16 protein-coding genes and 5 pseudogenes are annotated in these 22,510 nt (G+C 52.3%); 8 read left to right on the top strand and 13 right to left on the bottom strand.

What is annotated here, in order from left to right:
• Positions 1-304: 304 nt before the first annotated feature.
• From Q8W71_RS25610 to Q8W71_RS25565, 10 genes and pseudogenes are all read right to left on the bottom strand, one after another.
• A pseudogene (locus Q8W71_RS25610) lies at positions 305-715 on the bottom strand (DDE-type integrase/transposase/recombinase); the annotation flags it as partial.
• A gap of 82 nt (positions 716-797) precedes the next feature.
• A complete protein-coding gene (locus Q8W71_RS25605; protein WP_305528242.1) occupies positions 798-1,532 on the bottom strand; it encodes a WbqC family protein in 735 nt (244 codons plus the stop codon).
• A 144-nt stretch (positions 1,533-1,676) separates the two neighbouring features.
• The gene (locus tag Q8W71_RS25600) at positions 1,677-2,333 is read right to left on the bottom strand and encodes an acetyltransferase (RefSeq protein WP_305528241.1); all 657 of its coding nucleotides are present in this window, start codon (positions 2,331-2,333) and stop codon (positions 1,677-1,679) included.
• A 91-nt stretch (positions 2,334-2,424) separates the two neighbouring features.
• A complete protein-coding gene (locus Q8W71_RS25595) occupies positions 2,425-3,054 on the bottom strand; it encodes a class I SAM-dependent methyltransferase (protein ID WP_305528240.1) in 630 nt (209 codons plus the stop codon).
• 507 nt (positions 3,055-3,561) lie between these two features.
• A complete protein-coding gene (locus Q8W71_RS25590) occupies positions 3,562-4,461 on the bottom strand; it encodes a glycosyltransferase family 2 protein (RefSeq protein ID WP_305528239.1) in 900 nt (299 codons plus the stop codon).
• A 193-nt stretch (positions 4,462-4,654) separates the two neighbouring features.
• Entirely contained in the window at positions 4,655-5,767 is a 1,113-nt protein-coding gene (locus tag Q8W71_RS25585; protein WP_305528238.1) for a TIGR04372 family glycosyltransferase, read from the bottom strand.
• Between the two features lie 1,039 nt (positions 5,768-6,806).
• Positions 6,807-7,916, bottom strand: a pseudogene (locus Q8W71_RS25580) (IS110 family RNA-guided transposase).
• 77 nt (positions 7,917-7,993) lie between these two features.
• Complete coding sequence (locus tag Q8W71_RS25575; RefSeq protein ID WP_305528237.1) at positions 7,994-8,290, bottom strand: hypothetical protein; 297 nt, start codon at positions 8,288-8,290, stop codon at positions 7,994-7,996.
• A 13-nt stretch (positions 8,291-8,303) separates the two neighbouring features.
• Positions 8,304-8,462 carry a helix-turn-helix domain-containing protein gene (locus tag Q8W71_RS25570; RefSeq protein ID WP_305528236.1) on the bottom strand — a complete coding sequence of 53 codons (159 nt, stop codon included), beginning with the start codon at positions 8,460-8,462 and terminating at the stop codon, positions 8,304-8,306.
• A 9-nt stretch (positions 8,463-8,471) separates the two neighbouring features.
• Positions 8,472-8,594: a transposase gene (locus tag Q8W71_RS25565; RefSeq protein ID WP_305528235.1), complete on the bottom strand. Its 123-nt coding sequence runs from the start codon at positions 8,592-8,594 to the stop codon at positions 8,472-8,474.
• Positions 8,595-8,820: 226 nt separating this feature from the next.
• Here Q8W71_RS25565 and Q8W71_RS25560 point away from each other — a divergent pair, with 226 nt between their 5' ends.
• From Q8W71_RS25560 to Q8W71_RS25550, 4 genes and pseudogenes are all read left to right on the top strand, one after another.
• Positions 8,821-9,711, top strand: a complete 891-nt coding sequence (locus Q8W71_RS25560) for a class I SAM-dependent methyltransferase (protein WP_305528234.1) — start codon at positions 8,821-8,823, stop codon at positions 9,709-9,711.
• Positions 9,712-10,072: 361 nt separating this feature from the next.
• Entirely contained in the window at positions 10,073-10,597 is a 525-nt protein-coding gene (locus Q8W71_RS32980; RefSeq protein ID WP_370875534.1) for an NUDIX domain-containing protein, read from the top strand.
• Between the two features lie 585 nt (positions 10,598-11,182).
• Entirely contained in the window at positions 11,183-12,736 is a 1,554-nt protein-coding gene (locus Q8W71_RS25555; RefSeq protein ID WP_305528233.1) for a hypothetical protein, read from the top strand.
• Between the two features lie 189 nt (positions 12,737-12,925).
• A pseudogene (locus Q8W71_RS25550) lies at positions 12,926-13,319 on the top strand (IS66 family transposase); the annotation flags it as partial.
• A 242-nt stretch (positions 13,320-13,561) separates the two neighbouring features.
• Here the strand turns inward: Q8W71_RS25550 and Q8W71_RS25545 are convergent.
• The 3 genes and pseudogenes from Q8W71_RS25545 to Q8W71_RS25535 form a co-directional block, all read right to left on the bottom strand.
• Positions 13,562-14,524, bottom strand: coding sequence for an NAD-dependent epimerase/dehydratase family protein (locus tag Q8W71_RS25545; RefSeq protein WP_305528232.1), 963 nt, complete (start codon positions 14,522-14,524; stop codon positions 13,562-13,564).
• A complete protein-coding gene (locus Q8W71_RS25540) occupies positions 14,514-16,172 on the bottom strand; it encodes a glycosyltransferase family 4 protein (protein ID WP_305528231.1) in 1,659 nt (552 codons plus the stop codon). Before Q8W71_RS25540 ends, Q8W71_RS25545 begins: the two co-directional genes overlap by 11 nt.
• A gap of 468 nt (positions 16,173-16,640) precedes the next feature.
• Positions 16,641-17,708: pseudogene (locus Q8W71_RS25535) on the bottom strand (transposase); the annotation flags it as partial.
• 211 nt (positions 17,709-17,919) lie between these two features.
• On the opposite strand from Q8W71_RS25535, the pseudogene Q8W71_RS32975 reads away from it, so the two are divergent.
• The 4 genes and pseudogenes from Q8W71_RS32975 to Q8W71_RS25520 all read left to right on the top strand — a co-directional run bounded on the left by Q8W71_RS32975 (position 17,920) and on the right by Q8W71_RS25520 (position 22,221).
• Positions 17,920-18,713: pseudogene (locus tag Q8W71_RS32975) on the top strand (ABC transporter permease).
• Between the two features lie 398 nt (positions 18,714-19,111).
• Positions 19,112-19,840, top strand: a complete 729-nt coding sequence (locus tag Q8W71_RS25525; protein WP_305528229.1) for a hypothetical protein — start codon at positions 19,112-19,114, stop codon at positions 19,838-19,840.
• A complete protein-coding gene (locus Q8W71_RS32970) occupies positions 19,765-20,916 on the top strand; it encodes an alpha/beta hydrolase (RefSeq protein WP_370875533.1) in 1,152 nt (383 codons plus the stop codon). Before Q8W71_RS25525 ends, Q8W71_RS32970 begins: the two co-directional genes overlap by 76 nt.
• 402 nt (positions 20,917-21,318) lie before the next feature.
• Positions 21,319-22,221: a hypothetical protein gene (locus Q8W71_RS25520; protein ID WP_305528228.1), complete on the top strand. Its 903-nt coding sequence runs from the start codon at positions 21,319-21,321 to the stop codon at positions 22,219-22,221.
• The last annotated feature ends 289 nt before the right edge of the window (positions 22,222-22,510 follow it).

Genomic DNA, 22,510 nt, shown 5'->3' with positions numbered 1-22,510 from the left:
GCGAGACCGGAAGCGCTGATGGCGTATCACCGGGCTGAGCGGCTGGCCTGTGCCAGGTGTCAAGCGAAGTGAAGATTTGACCCCATTGGTGGAGAGGGCCCCTGAGGTGGGTAGGATCAGGCGGCGGTTTTGACCGTCTGCCGGGGCTGCTGCTCCTCGAACTGCACGGGGCTCAGATAACCGAGCGCGGAGTGCTGGCGGCGGGTGTTATAGACTTCTTCGATGAAGTGCGGCAGCCTTAGCCCTCCGGATGGGCCTCCCGGTACTCCGCCCAGAGCACCATCAGGTTGACCCCGGGGCGGCGCAGGGCGCGGGCGTTGTCGAGCAGCACCTCGCGCGGTACGCTGCCGAAGGCCTGGAACGCGCTCTCCAGCCCGGCGAACCAGTCCGCCTGCCGCTCGTGGCCAAAGGCGCGCACGTGCAGGCGGCGGGAGTAACCGAGCGTGACCACAAACAGCGACACCCGGGTCGGCACGCCGCCGATCTCGACCCGTCGCTCGCCGAAGTCGATCTGCATCTGCTCGCCCGGCCGCGTCTCGAACCGGACGCTCGCCCGCGCGGCGATCACCGAGTCCCGCCGCAGCGGCGCCACCGCCCGCTCGACCGTGCGCAGGCTGACGTGGACGCTCTTCTCGGCAGCTAGATCCTGGCGCACGACGTCGGCGTTGCCCGCATGCCGCCGGAAGCGCTCGGCCAGCCAGTCCGCCAAGCCATCGAGCCGCAGCTACCGGCTGCGCGAGAAACGTCGCAGTGGCCTCCTGCAGGAGGCTGCGGCCCCCAACCCATCCGTGATCCCGTCATAAGCCGAAGAGGGACCGGCCGCTTGTAAAATCCTTCCAACTCATGGTCTCTGAACAAAGCAAACTGCTTACACCTTCCCCGAGATTGGCAATCGCATCAATTATCGAAACATATGGCGTAAAATCACCAGCTAACTGAGCATATGAGATCTTCTTGTAGTTTATATACTCGACTTGTACATGATGTTCGTCGAATCTACTATGATCAAGATAATTCGCCGCCCCATGCCCCGTAATATATGTAGATCCACCGAGCGCCATGCAAATCTTAAGGAGTCGTTCTGTTCCAGAACCTTCAAGCCCGATCTCTGAAGAACGAATGAAACGAGGATTCAATTTAAGCCATCGCGCAAGAAACTCTAAAGCATTTATATTGAAATCTGCCAAGCAGCTCGTATCATAGTGATAAATCTCACGGACGAGCTCAAACATAGTATCAAAATACCTCGCCTTCGAATAGATGTGTCGAATGCGCTCGAGATGTTTAGTTCTCCATCTTTCTTCTGCAAATTTTACCTGTTTTATCAGCACATTTGCATACTGCCTTTCAATTGGTGCCGTTAGCCAAGATGTAGAGGGCCCAGTCTTCAATTGAACTCTATTTGTAAAACTCCGGCCGAATGGGAGCTGCACATCGTCATAATGAACATATATGTCCGCCATCTTGATCTGCTCGAATACGCCAATCCAGGGCAAGAACAACGGTTGCAATACAACAATCTTGTTCTGCATCACTGCGACCTCGCATTCTTCAGGTACCATTTGCCTGATAGGCAGACTTGTCAAAAATAGATCTACAATTGAAACAATCCCAAAAATAAAAAACTTGACATAGAAACACCTTCAAATTAAACCAATGATCGCTTCGAAATACAATTATATTACGTCCCTCTTTATCAAACGGACCTCTGATTTCGGCGCGGTCACAACCGACCTGTCCTGACAGTTCTCCATGACAACAGCGCCGGGAGAGATGACACAATAATCACCTAGCACTATATTATCCCGCAGTGTCGCATTGACCCCAAGGAAGGCGCACTGGCCAATGATGCAATTACCAGAAATTACCACATGAGAACTCACAAAGGAATGATCGCAAATCTTGCTGTGATGTCCAACATGATTCCCCGACCAAAGAAAAACATTGTTTCCTAGCGTTACATACGGCTGAATTACATTATTTTCGAGAACTAAGCAGTTTTCCCCGTAGCTGTTTCCGAAATAAGACGCTTTCGTGCTTATATATGATGCGCAGCTGTAACCTTTTGCTTTTGCCTCAAGAAAACGCGAACGTCTAAGTTGATTTGTCTTTTTGTAGCCAATTGCAATAAAAATATCGAACTCTTCGGGAGGAAAAAGTTTCTCAATAGTCTCGAAGGGATATACGGCGTGGTCAAGAAATCGATCTTGAGAAATGTACTCTCCAGCGTTCGTAAACGCAGCGATCTGACGTTCACTATCTCGCCGAAAATAAAACTCTGCTACCTCTGCAATAGCGCCGGTACCGTAGATAATCAAGCTTTTCATCTTCATTCCTCTTATCCCGACGCTGAAGCCATTTTCGTTCTAGTGTTAAACTCGTTATAAGATCGCCATAAATGGCGCGCATACCGTCGATGAACCATTATTTATACAGATAAACTGTGTACTCGTACATACCATAAGAGTGGTCAATCTTAATGTTGCCAGTGACTTCGCTTAAACACCAAGCTAGTATCTCAACAGGACTCCTATAGTACAAATTCTTAGAGTAGTAATTAGATTTTGTGGTCATTATGTTAAAAGCAACGCCTATATTGCAAGTTTGAAACATTCTCTTGATCAACTTAGCTGCGTATATGTCCATGTCTAAATTGGTGACATCTAGCTTCTGCGTCAATATCCCATTACAAACAACATAATCAAAACATGCCTCAGGCGAAAAGTCCATGAATTCGGACGAAATAAAGGTCCCATGATTAGACGCATGATGGGACTTTGCCCATCGTATCATGTTTTGTGCGCCATCAATGCCCGTATATATAATATCAAGCTTACGCTCTTTAATAAAGTCCAACAGACCGCCATAGCCGCATCCAACGTCCAGTAGACTAGGCCGATCATATTCTGCGAACCGGATAACGTTTATCATGTTTTGATATCGCGTCATAAGTTTATTGGCATCGCTCCCCCAGTCAACGCCTTCGCTCGTCGGCCCGTACTTTTCAAAAGCTTCAGAATAATGATTAAGAAGCTTATCTGCGATACTTTTCATGCAATCCTCTCGAACTCACGAGCATCATCCCGATTTGTAAGTTCGCTTTTGGACTTATTGAACTATACACTTTACTTCTCACGCCATAATTGTTCCGCGACTACAAATTATTAATATTTGCGTTGCGACCGGGAGTCCGGCCAGGACATTACGTTCCCATTATCAAGAAATCGAGTTGGAGCAGTTCTTTCTTGCAATCCCAGTTTTCTGTGATATTTTTTCGAGCGAGCAGCAACAACGTGTTGCTTGCTGAGAATTATACACCTGCTTTCGAAGACGCTCAATGCACTGCATATGATGTCCGATTTCCAAATCGGTTTAAGTCGCGCCGATTAGGTACCTGCCCGCTAGCTAAGTGTGATTGCCGATGATCATCGTGAAGAATCCTTTCATCGCAACTTCGACATGATAAAGAATAATCTTCCAATCAGTCGCCCCATGTACCAACCCTATGTTGTTGCTTCTGAATACACGCCGATTAGATCAAATTGCCAACCAAATAATTTTTTAACGCGTCGGAAGTAGTTCTCGTATTAGCGATTTCAGACGCGCCGCTGTCGGCTCCAACATCAGTGCCCCACATAGATTGATTAGAGCGCCCCACTTGTTGCCCGAATTTTTTAGTATCGAAGCATAATGCGCCGCAGCCATTGCTGGAAACGAGTATTTTTTCCGATGAACATTCGCTTTTTCGCTTTGTGTAAGGCGGCCAACCAGTTCGTCGATTGTAGTCTTCATTTCAATAATATGTCGCGTCCCCTGTATGATCTTAGCGCTGTCACTCCCCGAATGCCATCTTGCGGCTGCCAGCGGCTTTGTGGTTGTTGCAGCCACTGCGCAACCATCTGACGCGGCGCGGAAGGCCATCTCCCAATCTGGAGTGAAGGATAGGCTTTCGGTATAGCCCCCAACTCGCTCGTAAACAGCCCTCGGAATGACAAGTGTCTGTGTCGGAGCTCGGTTCGAAAAAGCTTGCTCCAGTCGAAAATTTTGTATTACACCGGGGCTAGCACAGGGAGGAAATGACCGCCCGATTTCATGGCCGTTTTCATCAATACCGATTATCGGAGCCATGAAAATCGTGCCCGTGGAATTTTCTAGAATTGCATCTTCCATAATTAAATAAAAGTCCTCAAGAACCATATCATCGTCGTGAAGTATGTGTACATATAATCCTCTTGAAGCTGCTATACATGAATTAATATTTTTTATTCCACCAATGTTTTTCGAGTGCCTGATATATTCAATTCTCCCTGGCGAGATATTCTCAATCATATGTTTGACATCGAACGTTGATGTTGCGTTATCTAATACACCTATTTGCATCCTGTCTCGGCCAGGATCCTGCCTAAGAACGCTTTCTAAAGCCTCCTTCAAATAACGACTCCTATTATAGGTTGGGATCATCACTGACCAAAATGGTATGTTATTTGATTCATTGTTAGCGTATATTTTGGCCGGCTCAAAATTTGACCGCCTTATTATGCTCTTCATAGATCGACCTCGATAACGATGTTCTTATGGCGCAGGAAAGCTTAAATAATAAATTTTTACTATCATGTAATATTTAGTTCTATAAAAAAAGCAGCACTAGTTTTATTTACAGCGGCAGATGTGAACGCAGGTAATCTCGACCGATTTGGGATCCCGCCCCATAAGCGTAGTGTCCAGGACGGAAAAATGACCGAAATTTATTTTGACGCAATATGTCGTCCGCAGTGTACTCTGCAATACCTTCGAGTCGGTCCATCATTTCGTCGACTAACGCGGCAATCGCGGTAGGTTCGACGTTTTTCGTTGTTAGCCCGCGCCTACGAAATTCTTCGGCCAACCGAAAATTAGCGATGTCCGATTTAAATATCTCGTCAATTTCTAGAGCGCGGCCACTGGCATCTGCAACAGTCTGGGGAATTGCCAGATCGCTGACACCAAGCGCGTATGATCCGGATAGTGGGGTTGTGTTAGCAAGAGCAGATGGTCGCCCAAACATCACTGCGACATTATGCAACCCTGAAGAGCAGCCGAGAAAAAAGCGACAGCTCGCCACTAAGCCGATGTCGAGCCGCGGCGATTTATATTGACTACAGGCATAATCGATCACACCTTGGCGAGGAGGCATAGGTTTCATTGTCGGATCCCCCATGCGGATACACCAGCCTCCGCGCGCTACGATTCGATCTATAGCTTCGTGATAGTCGTTGATCTCGACATTACGATGAGAATGAAGGTGTTCATCGTAAGGTGAATAGCCACCACCGCGAGCATGCATACAAACAAACCATGCTCCGTCTGGTACACCCACTGATCTTAGAAAATTCTTTGTGATCGCCTTGTCGCGTGCATATAGATCAAACAGTGGAGGCCGAGTTCCCCACCGTCGATAAACATCATAGCCTAAAGCGGTCTCGTACATTGCCACTGCATAGGGCGCCGTATTGATTGTATATCCGGCTTTGGCTAGGGCTTGTTGTATAATATCAGCTCGCTCAATAAGAGGAATAATAGCGATGTAGCGTGAAAAATATTCTGCTAAAACAGGGTTGGCAAAACCGCCTGGGGTTGGTTCTATCATTACCGCTGTTGGACGTCGGCCCGTTTTCATAATTTGATCTCTCAGGAAGGTATCGCCTTCCATCGCGAGGTGCCCGATCCGCTGTGCGAGCGACATGTTGACATGTTTCAGCCCCACGAAGTCGAGTATAACCTTTGCCATCCGCGATGTGTATCGGCTGATTAGCGCGGCGATCAAAATTTTTACAATCGTAGGCGGCATACAAACTTGCCTTGGTATGTTAACGGGCTGCATTATATTTTTGCGGCGAGCGCTTCGCTTGCCACCGATGGCCCGTTTACCAGATGCTATAGGCCGCCGCTATCCGTTGACGAATTAGGCGGTTGTCAGACGCTCTTGGAGCGGCTAACAGAGTGGTCTGTCTGATTGAGTGTAATGAGGCTTGCTGCTAGGCTGGTGAAGGTCTGATAGACGTCGCTGTGTCGCTCGTATCGGATGGGCAGGCGTGGGAAGCGGTTGAACGAAGCGTAGGTGCGCTCGCATCATGGCCCATGCGACCTACTCAGCGAGCGTGATGCCCGACTTGAGTTGCCCTCACCAAACCCGAAACGGGGCTGGTTGCATCTGAGCACGGATGAACGCGCGCGGCGAGCGCGTGCCGAGCCCATGATGGGAAGGGTATTCGTTGTAATCGGTGATCCAGGCGCCGATCCGATCCAGAACGGTGTCGGCGTCACGACGGGGTTACACGCGGGGATAGTCGCGCTTGAGCGTTTTCACGAACGCCTCGCTCACCCCGTTGCTCTCGGGCAAGCACACGGGTGTGAAGCAGGCACCAGGCCAAGGGCTGCCGCGAAGGACAGAGTATTGGCGGCCGTGAAGGCCGAGCCGTTGTCGGCCAACCACTGCACGGTATGGGTTGCGCGCAGGCCGCCGAAGTGAATTTCCAGGCTGCCGAAACGCGCCTCCACGCAAGTCAGCCTGAGATTGCGCCATCTGACCGGTGACCCTGCCCGGCCACGCAGGCGATCACCTCCCAGTCATGAGTTTCGAAGGACGTCGGTGATCAAGCTCTGATGCGCGGGTAGGCTACCGCATTCCCGAGTGTGCGTCCGGAGCTGTCCCGATCTTACAGCGGGCGTCGGCCTGTCGGCCGGCCACAAAGCGTCTGACGGGCATTCCCCTGCCGTGGTCCCACCCCCACCGATGCGCGAGGGATGATCCGCCGCTCGGCGGCGCGTCAGGTGGCCCGCGCCTCGCGGGCGACGGACCACATGAAGCCGACGAGCTCGCGGGCGATGGCGGTGCAGACCACCGTCGTCTTCTTGCCCAGCCCGCTCAGCGCCCGGTAGCGGGCCGTCAGGCGGCTCTGCGCCTTCCAGGCGATCTCGCGTACCCGTTGCGGTGCCTCCTCCAGGCGGTAGAGCTTCTCCTTACCGACCTTGGGCGGATGACGGTAGGTCCAGGCGCTCTCGACGAGCATGTGGCGCACCCGTCCGTTGCCGGCCTTGGTGATCCCGCCGCGCCGGACCGTGTCGCCGGTGGAGCGCTCGCTCGGCACCAGGCCGAGGTAACCCATGAGCTGGCGCGGGCTCTCGAAGCGGGTGACGTCGCCGACCTCGGTGGCGAAGGTCACGGCCACGATCAGGTCGACGCCGCGCAGGGTCTGCAGGGCGCGCACGACCGGGCCGAGCGACCACGTCGGGACGAACTCGGCGATGGCCGTCTCGAGGCGGGCGACGCGTTCTTTGCTGATTCGCACCGCCTCGACCATCTCCTGCAGCGCGATCTAGTGGGCGGGGTGCTCGAAGCGCTGCTCCTGGAGCCAGCGCAGGTAGCGCATCGTCCAGCTGGTCTTTCGCGGGTAAACGCGCCCGTGCTTGAGCATGAAGGCGCTCACCTGCTGGCGATGCACCCGCAGGCTCTCGACTGCCGCCGCGCGGGCGCGGACGAGATCGCGCATGGCCTCGTGGCCCTCGTCGGGCACCCACACCGCGGTCAGCTCGCCGGCGCGCAGAAGTTTGGCCAGCGCCAGGGCGTCGCGACGGTTCGTCTTGACCCGATCGCCGGGCTTTCGTGGGATCAGCGAAGGGGCGACCACGATGCAGGAATGGCCGAGGTCGGTGATGAGGCGATGCAAGCCGTAGCCAGTGGGCCCTGCCTCGTAGCAGAACTGCAGGTGCGTATGCTTGGCGGCCAGACGCTTGACGAGCCGGCGCATGCTCTCGGGCGCAGCATCGATCTCGCCAAGATACCGAACCTTGCCGCCGCGCTCACTGTCGGCGACCGCGATGGCATTGCGCAACTTCGACACGTCGATGCCGACGAAAACCTCGCTACACTGCTCCACGGCTCGCCCTCCTACGGTGAGGATCGGCTCGGCCTACCCGAGCAACCCTTGAAGGCGCAGTGTAGGGCGAGCCACCCTCAGCGCCGCGGACATACGGTCTTACGGAACACCCGCTTATGGTTCAGCGCGGGCTCGTCGGTGGCGCGCCGCCTCCGGTTCAGGATCGCCGTCACCCGCCGATAGCCGTTGGTCGGCCGCACGTCCGTGAGGGCGCGGATGGCGATCAGGACGGCCTCGTCGTCGGCACGGCGATAAGGACCGCGCGAGCGCGGCGCGCCCCGTATCCGCTCGACGCGGTTGGAGCGGGCCACGCCGAATACGTCGACCACGTCTTTCACCGGGAAGAGCCCGCGGGCGGCGACGGCAGCGGCCACGCGGCTTTTTTACTCATGCGACGGCCAGCGCCTCCTTCAGCATCTCGACCGCCAGCGTCTTGCGTCCGAGCAGCCGTTCCAGATCGCGCACGCGGTCTTCCAGCTCGCGCATCCGGCTGGCGGCGCCCCCCTCGTCGTCGGCCTGCACCGCCACCTGTCCGCCCTCGGCCATACGACGCCTCTATCCGAACAGCAGGCTCGGCGAGAGACCATGCATCTGGGCCACCGCCGAGACGGTCATGCCGGGCTGCATCGTCTGCTCGACAAAGCGCACCTTCTCGTGGGCAGTGTAGCGCCTCGACATAAGCGGACGTCTAGGCTTCCACCTAGGCCCTCACAGCTGCGCCCGGCGTCCCATCGGAATGGGGACCATTCCACCGACCCCGGTCAGTGGGTGGACGGCGCGACATCCTCGCGGTACCTGTCGAGCCCGCTGAGGGAACTATCGACACCATTCAACAGCGACGGTGACAGCATGCCGTATGCCGGAGTGGCGATCAGTTGTTTCGACAACTCACAGAGATTTGGATATGCCCAAAAGTCTTAGCCAAATTTTTTTTACAAAAACAGGTAAGTCGGTGACTAAATGGGAACAGTATTTATCAATGTATGAGGTTGAGTTGGCGCCTTATATATTGAGAAATACACCCATGAACCTGTTAGAGATAGGCGTCCAAAATGGCGGGTCACTTGAGATCTGGAGCGAATATCTTCCGGAAGGATCATACATCACTGGCATCGACATAGATCCCCAAGTAAGAGATCTGAAATTCGAAAATGCGAACGTGCGGGCGTTCGTTCAAGATGCAACAGACGAAAATGGCATCGATAATCTGCTGCAGCATCAAGATTTCGATATCATAATTGACGACGGATCTCACATTTGCAGCCACGTAAAGAATACGTTCAAAATCTTGTTTCGCCGCTTAAAACCCGGTGGCAAGTACATAATTGAGGATCTTCATACGAGTTACTTTGAATCGTTTGAAGGAGGGTATTTAAAACCTGGCTCATCGCTGGAATGGATCAAGTCTTTCGTGGATATACTGAACTTCGATTACTTTCAAAACGACCCCAGTCTAAGCATCGCAGACAAGGACGCGATGCACGAGTTAAGCTCTACAGTCGGGCGCGTCGCTTTATACGATTCCGTTGCGGTGATCGAAAAGCTGGCCAACGAGAAAACGCGGCCGTTTCGACAATTGATCTCCGGCGAACAATCGACTGTTTATTCTGAGTCTCATTGGCTTTACCAGATATCTCCGGAGTCCCTCAAGGCAATCATGTTCGGCTTCCCTGCGGCACGTAAACTTGACGGACTCCTCGCTCGTCGCCTCCAAGCTGCTCAACATGAAATTGTCGAGCTTAAACTTTCTCTTGAGCAGGCCCGAAAAGAATTGGAGGGTGGACGACTCGGCTAGCCTCGGGCTACCGGCACCGCAGAATTATGTCCGACGCTCCCAACAAAATCCGCGGCCAATATAAAGGGCATTCCAGCTTCCAATAATTGTTGATGTCTACGCTAATCATCAAACGCACAGGATGCGATAAAAGCGAAAATTATACATAATCGTGCATCAATATCCCAAGATGGGACTCGCTGTATGTATTGATAAAAAATGTCGGCAGCTTCAGGTATAATTCGCGCCGATTACCTTCAAAAGTAGACATTGGCAAAGGTGATTTCAGATGCTGAGACTGGAATTTATTGGTGTCCAGCTTTGTGTATGCTGATCGACGATCGGACCGAATTGCATAGCCTACAAACCGAAGCGTGATGCGATGAATGCGAAGTACGACCACCTTGAAGCTCTCATGATGCATGTCCGAGCTTCAATTCCTAATCCAGAACTGGGCTTGCCCGATCCAGTCTTTGCTTTCGCAATGGAAATCGTTCCGATGGTGAACGTTGACCTACTTTTGCGTGACGAAGCAGGGAAAATACTGCTGGCCTGGCGAGAAGATGCGCTCGGGATTGGGTGGCACATCCCGGGCGGAATCATACGGCTCAACGAGCAATTTTCAGACCGCATCCGAGCAGTCGCAGATCGAGAGCTTGGTGTGGACGTAGAGCATGAGGCTGACCCATGCTGCATCCTAGATGTGGACCGCTCTTATAAGCGTGGACATTTTATCTCCCTCCTATTCCGTTGTAGGGCTATATCGAAATTCCGTCGCCCCTACTTATTTGCCAACCCAAATAGTCCTAGGCATGAAGATATCGCCTGGTTCGCGACGCCGCCGCAGGAGATGTACCCGACCCGGGCCTACCCAGCGTGGATTTGGGCTCAACGGCCAACGGAGTAATAGCTTATCGCTTCTGAAAGTTGTTCCTCTTTTTTCTGTGGCCGAGTAAGAGGTACGAGATCCTCCGCGGGCAAAGAGGATTAGTACGAGCGCGATAGCTGATCAAACCGTCACTTTCTCAAACGTCCTCTGCCAATTCTTCCTCCATCGTCCTCGGGGGAACCACTCCGACGGAAAGTGGGTGTAGCCTCGCCGCGCGCGATGCCGCAATCCTCGTTGCATCCGCAGTACTCGCGTTGAGACCGAGTGAGATGCAGCAGACCCGCACGCCTGGCGCTCGCGACGCCTTCATGACTCGCGGCTTCAGTCTGCTGTGGTAGGGTAGAAGCAAGACCGTCATCGCTCGGCTCCGGAGCCGTTCCGGAAATAAGAACTTGGCGCAGGACAGGGAGAAGACTCACAGCGAAGCCGCTCGTCGAGCGGCACCCGGAACGATAGTCGTTTACGGTCGTTGCGAACTATAGCGAAATCTGAGGGCGAACGACGGTCCATTGATCAACATGATGGTAGCGGACATATAGGACACTTGAAATCAGACAAAGTCAAATGCAATCTAAGTTATGTTAAAAGAGCGATCAATCAATTATGACCAAAACCTGCGATCTCGAAGCTACTTTGAATATTGACATCATCGATTATGCAATAACGGGCCGGTTGCAAAGTTCGGATAGGATTTCGATAGTACGTCTTCTGCTTGTAGAGATTGGTGTAGAGGCCGGAACAGTAGCGCACCCCATTCAAGCACATCCGAATGATACAGAAGCGTGCTATACGTTTGATTTCGCATTTGATGGCGACATCGTTCGGGCAGCTTTGTGGCTCCGCCGTTTCGATCTTTCGGCTACGACGCCTGATGGCCGGAATATATCTATCGCAATACCAAACAACTATATAGAGACACTCGAAACTCAAGGCTCAAAGTCAAAGATTTTTGGAAGTATCGCTTTCGCTGGTAGATCGTGGTTATTTGAAAACCGAGTGGAGTTTGCTGACGAACACTCTAACACTCTTCCTAGCCCAAAGTCGTATCCAGTTTTCGGCGTCCTCGGAGCGGCATTCGGTGACAGTATGTGGCGCGACGACAACGGCTGTCCAAGTGCAGACGGTATATTAAATTGTATTCCTCATGTCTACCAAGCGATGATGCAACACAAAAAACTTCGGCTTCTCATTGACATGTCAAACGAAGGACAACCCTTATTGGAAGATTGGATGACGTTGCTCCATAATGCTCTTGACCAGCGCGGCATTCCGTCGGGCCAATGCGTATTGCTTCAGCAGAATAGAATGTTTTTCCAACAATACCGTGACTGGATCTTAAAACAGCAATTCGAGCCCATGCGTATATTTGCCTATGACTATTACCCGCGTCGCATGATCGGTTACATGGAAAATATGGAGCCTCTTCTTGCAGTCAAGGCTGGACTTAGATCAAAATTTTATACCTGCTTGAATTTTACACCGAGACCAAATCGGACTTCCGTCGTCAGCTGGTTGATGGTAAACGACTATATCACGAAGGGATATGTTTCATTTGGCTCCTTCGATCTTCGAAAGAAAGGCCAGCATTCTCCTGAGCTGTGTAGCTGGTTCCCAGAAATATATGAAATTCAGAAGGGGTTGCAGATACTGCTGCCTCACCTACCTCTAGTCATCGATTTGGATCCTGCAAGCCAGGCACCGCCTGAGTTTGAATTAGGCCCCCCTTATATCTACGCAGATTCGTACTTCTCAATTGTAACTGAGACTGAGGTTTCCGGCGGTGACATGGTGCGGATCACCGAAAAGGTGATAAAACCGCTCGCCATGTACCATCCAATTATAATAATTGGCAATCCTTACAGCTTGCAATTACTTAAAGGCTTGGGTTTCAAGACTTTTGATGGATTTTTTGACGAAACGTATGATCTTATTCTCGATCCCTCTGCGCGTGTTAAATATATTATGAACGAGATTAGGAGAAAGCTCGCCATGACGAAGGAGGACTTACACTGTGCCTACTGGCAACTTTGGCCTACCCTCGCCTATAATGCTTCGCACGCTCGTCGAGTACTGGGTGCCCGTTATAGATATCAGATCGAACCCGACATCATTGAACAGATCAGCGCCAACGACGTCAATCACATTTTGGGTGGGTGATTAATATTACTAACCACGTCCCTGGAGCTAATGATTTTTAGAGATTTTTCTGTTTGAGCTGAGTCGGACTTTTGGGTTTACGCGACGGTGTGGCGCTGATTCACTGGGCGCTCCCTATGAGGAGCTAGCCATGGGCCTTTGCGCCCGCGCTAACCCTTCAGGCCGTCGCCTGAAAACACCGCTTACACTGAGCTCTTGTTGCGATATGTCTTCACCCTGGCGGAGAGTGTCATCGATCGGGCCGCCTCGACGCCGGCCGCCAAACGCCGGAGCCTGGATCAGCAGCCCGGCGCCATCCTCGCCTCGCCGAGCCGCTGCGACCTGACGCGCGAGCCACAGGACAGGATCAGCCGGGCCCGCGAGCAGCTCCTGGTCTTCCTGGCCTAACCCGGCACGGTCAAGCCCACCAACAACGCCTCCGAGCCGTAGCACGCGTCCGGCCGTCGCCGAGCGGAAGATGACCAACGGCTACCGCGCCATGTGCGCAACCTGGGGCGAGACCGACATCCGCACCGTCGTCGACACAGCGAACATCGCGGGCACCCGCTCCTTCGCCACAACCCTCAGGTCCGTCGGCATCTGAGCGCCGCCGTCACAGGCGTGGATAATCACCGACCGAGGGTGAGGCCACATCCGCACTGTCGTCGGCGCCGCGCGCCCGACGGGCGCCAACCTCTTCGCCATAATCTTTGAGACCGCCGGCGCTCGCCCCCCCTCACAGGCCTGAGTAGCTAACTCCGAAAACGTAGTATACAGAAATGGCGCTCCCTGAAAACCCGCCGATCCCTTTACCTTGTTTTAGGATCCAATAGCAAACGAGATAATTCAACGCCTTATCATGCCGAATGAATTGTCTCTATTCAACTCTATATCCTCAACCATCCACTGGATTCCCTGATCTAAGAATATCAGCGGCTTCCAGCTGAGGTATTTTTGCGCATTTGTGATATCTAACACGCTTATCGGCACGTCGAAAGCTCTTCCCTCTGATCTTTTTACTGCGAAAGGCCCAACAACGCAGCGGCTTATAGACTCAACAATACTGTTGATCGAGCGTTTTTCGCCACCGCCAATATTGTAAGTTCTCGGTAGATCTGATCCCTCAAACTCGACGGTGGATAATTTAAATAATGCCGCCGCGACATCATGAATGTGAATGAAATCACGTACTATCGTACCGTCTCCAAAAATCTCGATTTCGCGATTGAAGAGCGCATTGTATATAAAAGTGGCAATAACACCTTGCCCTCGAAGTGCGTTCTGGCCAGGGCCATAAGGGTTCGATATCCGAGCGATCCGAATATCCAATCCATATTCATTCCTAAATAAATTTAGATAATTTTCACATGTCACCTTACTGATGCCGTATGCGTTAATAGGGTTAAGCCTATGATCTTCACCGGCTGGTATTGAGTTGAGCTTCCCGTAGACCGTCCCCCCAGACGACGCGAAAACTATTCTTTTACCCCCTAGACGTTTTGCTGCTTCGAGTAATTTGAGTGTCGAACCTACATTTTGGTATAGGTCACCAACTGGATCTTTCTCAGCGGTATGCGGTACCGTTGACCATGCATAATGGTGAATCGTTTCACTCTCATCGATAACGTGTATTATCTCTTCGACTGTGGCGGTTGATAAATCTAGCTGCGAAAATTTGCTTCCTTCGATGCTCGGCGCTATTAATGTTCTGCTTACAATTTCAACGGAGTGGCCATGCTCGATAAGCGTCCGACATACATGACGCCCGATGAAGCCCGATCCGCCAATTACAATGTGCCTATTCCTCATAGTCGCGTCTTGCCGCTTTTGATAGCTCGATCATTTTATTGTCAAGTTTTTTTACGTAGTTTTCCATTTGAAATAACCTTGAAAAATCTTTCATTCTCGCTTTCATCGGTTTAGCATCTCCAGTCTCTGATAGTTTACAAATTGCGTCTGCTGCGGCCTCAACATCAAATCTCTCTACAACATAATGAGAGAATTCGCATGACTGCTCAAAGAGCTCCGCGATGCCACTCGCTCGCCTGAAGCAAATTATGGGTATTCCGTGGCATGTAGCATCGATTGCCACGTTCGGCATAGGATCGAGCCTAGAGGATAGATAGAGTAGATCGATTCGGCTGTAAACGTAGTCAAGGTCATACATTTCTGGAAAGAAATGGACCTTGTCTCCAAGACCGTGCTCTCGAACAACCTTTTGTTGGTATTCAGCATAGGCAGTGTCTGATTCATCCCAGCCGCCTATCCAAATGAAAAATATATTCCTTATTGGGTACCGCTTGTAAAATTCGAATGCTGTTTCGATAAATAGGTCAACTCCTTTTCGATGTGTTACCCGCCCCATTCCCGCTACTATGAAATTGTCTTTGTTGCGGAGCATCTCTATCCGCCTCCCGAGGGGATTGCCGCTCGAGCGAACCGTCTTAGCATCTTCGATAGGAAGGCTCGATCTCCCCTGCGCTAAGATTTCATAGGGCACGTTTAATAGACACGGATAATGAGACACGCAATTACGTGCAACTAAGTCAGTCGAAAATACAACGTGCGTCGATTTTTTAAATAGATCATTTAGCGACCCAGGTGGAATCCATTCGTAGTCTGCGAACTCATGCACTAAACTTAAAGTTGGAATGCCAATCTCCTCAAATGAAGGAACAAAACAGCGCGTTTCGACTGAATTCGCGATAGCATATTTAGGTTTGTACATCTCATATAATCTTTTGGCCAGCAAATAGCATTGGGCCGGGAACAGAACGACGCCGTCTGGTATTACAATTGTTACTTCGGCGGATTTTTTGATCGACTGAATTATTGGGCCCGTTGCTTTGACTAGAGCAATCACTCTGTATTTTTGCTTGAGGTGCTCGATCAGGTTCCACCCAAGGATTGGCGCTCCGGTCCGGCTGCATTCATGGAACAAAACAACGATAAATTGTCTTTCGGTCGTAATTACGTCCTTCATTACAATTTTGTCTAAGATTGATCTAGCTCTACCTTCAGATCGGCCGAAACGCAAGTAATGAACAAGGGCGTTGTATTTACTTTTACCAATATCGTCATTTATATATCTATAACCTTGAGCGTCAAATCGTTTAGAAGGATTCAAACCTGAACGCTCTCCAATATCAACGTAATGGTTTATTGGATCGATTGTTTCGTCGGTTATTCCAGCGGCTATGCGGTACCAGCAATCATCAAATAACCCACTCCTTGCGATCATCTCCCGATCAACGTCCTGAGTTTCAGTCTTGCCAGGACCTGTGTCGGCCCCAGCTTCAGGAACGTTATCTGCTTCTGGGAACTTATATTCCCGGCCCTCGCTACGTCCGAAACGAAGATAATGTTCTGCTGGATCTACCCTGGCGGCGGCAACGTCCGGGTTGATCAACAGATATGTGTGCGGGTCGAAATCGCCCGGTGTTTTTTCGCTTTCCATATGCTCCGCCCGTGCTTTCCGTTCACTGAATCGATGACAGCTACTTTCGTTTGCGTTCAGTGTTTCCTTCCGCGAGGACATTTCCGTCCTATTGGCTCATGCGCGCGGCCTGCAATGAGGCCTGCCCGGCGTCCCTTCGATCAGGATCCCCCAATTACATCGTCTTTCGGTGAGGCGCGCACAATGAGCGTTGCGGCCGACGTCGAGAAACAACAAGGGACGTCCACCCGTCCCTCGTAGCGAATGGTGATCTGGCGGATTGGTCGGCCAGGGCAGAGTCCGCTCGATGACCGACCTGTGCCGTTCCAGACCGCTGATCGTAAGTCTTGTCCGCGTTTGGCTAAGAACACACCGCCTTCGTGCGCGATCTCCGCAGAACCGCCCTTTTGATTGCAGGGCGATCGGTGTAACCCCGGGCAGTTCCTCGAGGTGCCGCGTCGCGTTGACCGCCGGTACTGCGCGTCCTGCCGTCGTCTGGCCGTTGGGAGCTAGCGACCGTCTGAAGCCGACGAGCTCTCGCGCGCTGGCGGTCCAGACCACCGTCGCCTCCTTGCCCCGGCCGCTTGGCGCCAGATAGCTCACCGCCAGGCGACTCTGCGCCTCCCACGCCATTTCACCCATCCGCCGCGGAACCGCCTCTAGGCGGTAGAGCTTCTCCGCTAGGTTCACGCGCTTTCGGCATGCATGTGGCGCATCCGCCCGCTTGCCACTTTGATCGTCCCCCGCGCGGGGCCAAGTCTTGGGTGGAGCGTTCGCTCGGTAGCAAGGCGGAGATAGCTTATTCTCGAAGCGCGTCAGGTCGCCGACCTCGGTGCCGAATGTCACGGCCGCGGCCAGATCGACGCCTGGCAGGGTCGGAAGGCCCCGCCCGACCGGGTCCGAGCGACCACGATGGGACGAACTCAGCGATGGCCGGCTCGATGCAAGTGACGCGATCTTTGCCAATGTGCACCGCCTCGACCATTTCCTGCAGTGTGATCTGGTGGGCCGGATGTTCGAACCTCGGCACCTTGAGCCAGCATACGTAGCGCATCGTCCAGCCCGTCTTAGCGTAAGTAGACGCGGTCATGCTTGAGCATGGGGGCGCTCACCTTCTAACGCTACACAAGCTCTGAAGCGACCGCAGCCACATGGAACGGACGAGATCGCGTATGGCGTGACGACGCGCGACGGGCACTTACATCGACCTGAGTTCACCGGCGCGCAGGAGCTTAGCCAGCATCAGGGTGTCGGGGCGGTTGGTCTGGCCTGATCGACGAGTTCTCGTGAGACCAGCTCCGGGGAGACCATGATTCAGGAATGGCCAAGGTCGGTGCTGAGGTGATGCAAGCTCTTGCGTGTCAGGCCCGCCTCGTAGCAGAACTGCACCCGCGCCTGTTCAACAGCTAGACGCTTGACGAGCCAACGCATCCTCTCTATCGCGACGTCGGCCTCCCCGAAGTAGCGTATCTCCTCACGGTCGCCATCGGCAACGGCGAGCGCGTTGCGCATCTTCGACCCGTCAGGTGCCATGAAAACATCGCTGCATTGCTCCACCGCTCGCCCTCTCAAGGTGAGGATCGGCTTGGCCCATTCCAGCACCGTTTGATGGCCGAGCCTTGAGACGAGCCCTGCAGCGCCGCGGACATACGGTCATACCATAGATCTCACCGACCCCCGGCACGCAAGCAAGCCGAAATAGGGACCTCCGACGCAGTTTGGCCGCTTTCGTTGCCAATGCATGTAGAGGGCAACCAAGGTCGAGGAAATGGCTATAACGAGGACCGCGGGCGCGAAAATGGGCGCCTTCGAAACCTATCTGCATGTCCTGCATGCTCTGATGTTGCGCGACATGCGTGCGCGGTTTGGAAGCTCCCTATGGGGCTACGGGGTCGTGGTATTATGGCCATGCGTGCACGTTTTTGTGTTAATCGCAATCTATACATTTCAAAAGATGCCGGTTCCGCTCGGTGACAATCGCCCCCTATTCTTTGCCACCGGAGCTGTACCTGTATTGATATTTCAATACATCTCTCGCGAAGTTATGAAATCTGTCTTTATGAATAGACTGATTACTTATTATCCACAAGTAAAGCTTTTTACCTTATTTTCTCTCGCATATTGGTAGAAATTGTCATCGGTTTCCTGAGCTTGCTGTTAGTCTGCGGAGTTTTGCTCGCTCTTGGCGTTGACCCTCGTCCGCATGACCCGTTCCTGGCCGTATGCGGGTACCTGACTGCTATCTTGCTGGGAATCGGTCTAGGCGCCATCAACGTAGCAATAATCGGATTTTTTCCTGGCTGGCTGATCGGATATGCGCTGTTCAGTATAATTGTATATGTTACAAGTGGCGTAATATTTATGCCAAGTTACTTGCCAGACAAAGTATATTACTGGCTTAAATTCAATCCTGTTTTGCAGATTTGTGAATGGATGCGGTCGGCCTACTATCCATCTTCGACGTTGGAGATCGACTACCTCTACGTGGTTATGTGCTCGCTGGCCTGCCTGGCTGTCGGATTGTTCTCACTGAAGACGGTTGTTAGCAAAACGGCGGTTTGACGTGTTAGCGACCCAGTGAACCGAAGAGTGGCTTAGTTTGCAACTGCAAGACGGCTGACCAAGCGACGGGCCAGCCGCTCTAAAATGATGCTCAAGGCAAAGTACACAAAAGTGCTGAGTTGCCGTTGCTTGGGTCGGCTGCCCCTCAGATCTCTTCCGCAAGGAGCCCGCCAATAAGCCCGTGGGTGCTTCCTATCTCACCCTCGGCCCGCCGAAGACGCGCCCAACCCACCTAATACTCCTCATCGCGCCGTGGCTGCGGGTAAGCGACCTGGGCATCGAGGTTGCCGAGCGATCAAGCGACGACGCACCGGATCCCAACAGCAGATCCAAGCTAACGATGTTTATCGCACCAGACGAGGCACCAATGACCCAGAAATCCCAAGGCAAATAAGGCCGTGACGATTATTGTGTTTGGCGACGACCATGCCTTCCATACTTTTAGGATGTGCGCGAACGTCAAGCTGCGTGCACTCGGACCTTATACTATGCGGCGGCTGGGGCAGGGCGGTGCCTTTAAAACCTTAGAGATCGGGATGCCCGAGTCCGGCGACACGATGATCTATATGGTCGGCAGCGAGGACATCCGGCGCTTTCTGTTCCGCTCTACGCCAATGAAAGGGGGCGACGTCAAAACCACCATCACCGCCTTAGCCCAGGGCTATACTGAAGCAGTTAGGTGGTTGACGACGCTTTTCGATTTTCCTGTGCGGGTCTGCATTGTTGGAGTACTCCCGCCAGTAGAACCACAATGGGACGATACGGCGTCGCCGCCGTACGGGACGTTGAAAGCGCGGTGCGACGCCCGTAAGGCTTTAAATATTGCTTTGAGCGATAGCTGTCACGCCTTAGGGGTTGCTTTCGTAGGGGTCCCCAAGCTCTACGAGACGCCAGATGGCACCCTAAATCCGTGTCTAAGCGATGGTCGAGGACACATCGCAGAGGATCATGTGTATCACCTGTGCGAAGCTGTCGAGCGCATTGCGGGAGTTCGGCTCGGCCACAAACGACCAGACCGACTCACCAGCTTGCGTAAGCGATACGCGCGGATATGGTCGGTTCGGCGGGGCGATCTAGCATCGCTGCGGCAGATCGGAACCTCCCAGCAGAGCCTGTCCCGGCTATGATCCGGGCCGACCGGAAGCTCGCTGGACTGATTAATGCGCTGCGGTTGCAGGTCCGGCGTGCCGTTACGCTACCGTCGCCGATATTTAGATCCACAGTCACGTCGCCGACAATCCTACAAGACACAACACACCTCGTCGATCCGGAACTCCTTTCCTGGGTCGCGAATGGACCCGCAGTGACTTACGATCCCGAGCTCGTTGCAGTGGTTCGCGCCGCAATGACGGAGCAGGTGGCCAGTTCGGACCCTGATGCTGATGGTCTGCCGGTGAGCGTTTCTGAGCATAAGATACAAATTGCATCGGGCGAACCACAGATTAGCATCCTCGTAGCCACTCCAAAGCGACAAAGCCCGGTCCGATTCGGCATTCTTTATGTTCACGGCGGAGGCTTCATTGTTGGAAGCGCTGGATTAGCGCTCCCATTCATTCGACAAGTTGTGGCCGCCCTCGACTGCGTTGTAGCGGCGGTGGATTATAGGTTGGCTCCGGAAGTTTCGTTCCCGGTTCCGCTCGAAGATTGCTATGCAGCACTGGTATGGTTTGCCCGTGAGGCAACGGCGCTCGGCGTAGACCCAACGCGGATCGCCGTTATGGGCGAGAGCTCAGGCGCAGGCTTGGCAGCGGCTCTCGCGCTCGTCAGCCGCGACAGAAGGGGACCCGCGATAAAATTTCAAAGCTTATTATGCCCAATGCTCGACGATCGAACGGTTACAGAGCCAGATCCCAATCCAACTACTGGACAATTTATTTGGAATCGGGATAGTAACCGATTCGCTTGGAAGTGTTACCTAGGTCGAGAGCCAGGTTCCCAAGGCGTATCGCACTACGCAGCGCCGGCGCGAGCGATTAACTTGTCTGAGCTGCCGTCGACGCATATCCAGGTAGGAACCTTAGACTTATTTTTCGACGAAAATCTCGAGTTTGTTCGCCGCTTGGCGCGGGCTGCAGTACCTGTCGCGTTCGAGGTCTATCCTGGTGCTTACCACGGGTTCGAACTGATGTATCCTTCTGAAGTCACTAAAGACGTTCAGGCGCGAAGGCTAAGCCGGTTAGCGCGAGCCCTCGCCTGTCGGTAATCGTTCAATGTTCATTGATGCATCATTGATAACTGCAAGATTCTACAGATATGCGCCAAGATATCTTCCGAAATAATTATTTACCTCCGTCATCGCAAGCATCGCATCTTGGTTCACTTTAAGCATTTGTTAGACTGAGGTCGATCGTGATTAATTTTACATTTTAAAATCGGCAGATGAATGTTGGCTTTAGCTAGTACCCATCACCGGCAGGTGATGCACGAGGGAATGGCCTAGTAACGGCATCTGGCATCAACATTATTCTATAACTTCCGCTGGCTCTGCGCAGCCAACTCCTGTTAATTGGTTCAGTGAATGATGCTGTTCAATGTCGCGGCTCAAAATTAGAAATGGCTTCGATCAGCACGCAGGGGCTCTCCAGTGAGGCAAGAAAAAACGGTCATGCTGTCTCTAGGATTCGGTTGCGAGTCGAGACAGACTATAGAACAGATATCAGTTACAATGGTATCAATGCCATTTGATAATATAATAACTCCGAAGAAATTGTTGCTAGAAAGCTTAAGATTTGACGGAAAGGTTTTTGAATTTAATTCTGATGATTGCAAACCTACGTGGGATCGGGTCCCATTTACGTATGGAATTGAGGCAAAAGGACTTTTTTATATGCATGAGTTTCCCATAGATGCTGACTTCAGTCAAAGAAACGAATGGGCTCAAAAGTTCAATGCTTTGAGTGCAAAATATCAGCGTCGATGGCTAAAATTTAAAAGCTTATGCCAAGATGATAATTATGAGAAAATCTTTTTCCTGGCAAATTCACAACATCTATTTAATCACTTTTACCAAAAAGGCGGCCAGTATAGCGACTCTTTTGGAATAGATGCTGATTTCGTTTTAGAGCTGATTGAAGAACTTGAGCATTTCGGCGCTCAAAACTTCCGTATAGTGCTTTTATGCGGAAACATCGACGACTATATTTCTGTAAATTCCCTCCCCGACCGTTACAAAGATTTGCTTTTAACCCGCTTTGTTGGCACAATAACATATCCGATGCCGGATATTCTCGTAAGAGAATTATCATATACGTTATTTAAATCTGCATTTCACGGGCCGGACATCTCGGCCGTCTGTGGTACATATATAGGCGGAATGCAAATCATGCAAACCTCTGATAATACCGCTCTTATTACTAATTTCGGCATCGCTTTAGGCGAAGTCCGTTTATTCCCGGGAGGGTATATAGTCGTTTTCAATGGAGAGGCAAATTTTACCATGAAAGCCTGCATAAACGACAATAAACTAAGATTTGCAAACCGAGATGAATGGACAAGAATAGAATCATAAATCATAGGATGTAATTTTTAGCCGCTCAGGCCCCTCAGCGACGCGGATTTCCCTACCGCCATGTTTTTCGGGAGCGCCGGCGGTGAACACAGGGGCGAGACGGCCCTCTCAGCTTCGGCCCTCGCAGACGTCGCCGCGTGGTTGCAGGGGAACACTCGTGAGGGCCGTTAGCGTTTCGAGGCGGATCAGCCGCGTCTCGCGTGCTACAACCGCAGCGGAAGTCGCTACGCTGAGAGGCGTCCGATGGTAGGTTCGACAGATGCGGTGTCCGCGGCGGTTGCTATGAAGT

Source organism: Methylobacterium amylolyticum (assembly GCF_030700245.1).
GTDB lineage: Bacteria > Pseudomonadota > Alphaproteobacteria > Rhizobiales > Beijerinckiaceae > Methylobacterium.
The sequence above is the reverse complement of the archived record's forward strand: the minus strand, read 5'-3'. Positions and strand labels throughout refer to the sequence as shown.

Bases quoted from the DNA above. Each gene is read 5' to 3' on its own strand.
- Q8W71_RS25605 (WP_305528242.1), bottom strand. From the start codon at position 1,532: ATGCAGAACAAGATTGTTGTATTGCAACCGTTGTTCTTGCCCTGGATT.
- Q8W71_RS25600 (WP_305528241.1), bottom strand. From the start codon at position 2,333: ATGAAGATGAAAAGCTTGATTATCTACGGTACCGGCGCTATTGCAGAG.
- Q8W71_RS25595 (WP_305528240.1), bottom strand. From the start codon at position 3,054: ATGAAAAGTATCGCAGATAAGCTTCTTAATCATTATTCTGAAGCTTTT.
- Q8W71_RS25590 (WP_305528239.1), bottom strand. From the start codon at position 4,461: ATGATCCCAACCTATAATAGGAGTCGTTATTTGAAGGAGGCTTTAGAA.
- Q8W71_RS25585 (WP_305528238.1), bottom strand. From the start codon at position 5,767: ATGGCAAAGGTTATACTCGACTTCGTGGGGCTGAAACATGTCAACATG.
- Q8W71_RS25570 (WP_305528236.1), bottom strand. From the start codon at position 8,462: ATGGCCGAGGGCGGACAGGTGGCGGTGCAGGCCGACGACGAGGGGGGC.
- Q8W71_RS25565 (WP_305528235.1), bottom strand. From the start codon at position 8,594: ATGTCGAGGCGCTACACTGCCCACGAGAAGGTGCGCTTTGTCGAGCAG.
- Q8W71_RS25560 (WP_305528234.1), top strand. From the start codon at position 8,821: ATGCCCAAAAGTCTTAGCCAAATTTTTTTTACAAAAACAGGTAAGTCG.
- Q8W71_RS32980 (WP_370875534.1), top strand. From the start codon at position 10,073: ATGAATGCGAAGTACGACCACCTTGAAGCTCTCATGATGCATGTCCGA.
- Q8W71_RS25555 (WP_305528233.1), top strand. From the start codon at position 11,183: ATGACCAAAACCTGCGATCTCGAAGCTACTTTGAATATTGACATCATC.
- Q8W71_RS25545 (WP_305528232.1), bottom strand. From the start codon at position 14,524: ATGAGGAATAGGCACATTGTAATTGGCGGATCGGGCTTCATCGGGCGT.
- Q8W71_RS25540 (WP_305528231.1), bottom strand. From the start codon at position 16,172: ATGGAAAGCGAAAAAACACCGGGCGATTTCGACCCGCACACATATCTG.
- Q8W71_RS32970 (WP_370875533.1), top strand. From the start codon at position 19,765: ATGGTCGGTTCGGCGGGGCGATCTAGCATCGCTGCGGCAGATCGGAAC.
- Q8W71_RS25520 (WP_305528228.1), top strand. From the start codon at position 21,319: ATGCTGTCTCTAGGATTCGGTTGCGAGTCGAGACAGACTATAGAACAG.